Below are 481 nucleotides of genomic sequence, written 5' to 3'. Positions count from 1 at the left end.
TGACACCTGGACCTAATAACATTATGTTATTAGCATCGGGTGCTCAGTTTGGTTATCAAAAGACATTACCGCATGTCTTTGGTATTTTATTAGGTATTGCTAGTTTATTGGCGTCAGTTTTACTGGGGTTAGGTGCGGTGCTTGAACGTTATCCTGATATCTATAATGTATTAAAAGTATTAGGCAGCCTTTATCTGTTCTGGCTTGCTTGGAAAATCACTACAGCATCGACAGATCCTGGTTCAATCAATAACGCACAAACAAATACTAAACCTATGACTATATTAGGTGCTGCTTGTTTTCAGTTTGTAAACCCTAAAGCGTGGGCAATGTGTGTCGGGAGTATCAGTACTTTTACGTTAGCAGGCGAACAATACCTTGAATCAGGTTTATGGATCATGTTGTGCTTTGCTTTAAATGGATTTATTGCGATCAGTTTATGGGCTTACCTTGGTGTCGGTATTGCACAACGGTTAACGAC

The 481-nt window shown here is 39.5% G+C and carries 1 protein-coding gene; it reads left to right on the top strand.

Features of this window, described 5'->3' with window-relative positions:
* Window positions 1-23 precede the first annotated feature (23 nt).
* Window positions 24-481 (top strand): LysE family translocator (locus tag GQR38_RS20070; protein WP_346774269.1); only part of this gene is annotated, 458 nt, incomplete at its 3' end.

The sequence above is a fragment of the Pseudoalteromonas sp. c7(2019) genome, assembly GCF_011378625.1.
Taxonomy (GTDB): Bacteria; Pseudomonadota; Gammaproteobacteria; order Enterobacterales; family Alteromonadaceae; genus Pseudoalteromonas; species Pseudoalteromonas arctica.
This window is presented reverse-complemented; position numbering and strand designations above follow the sequence as displayed.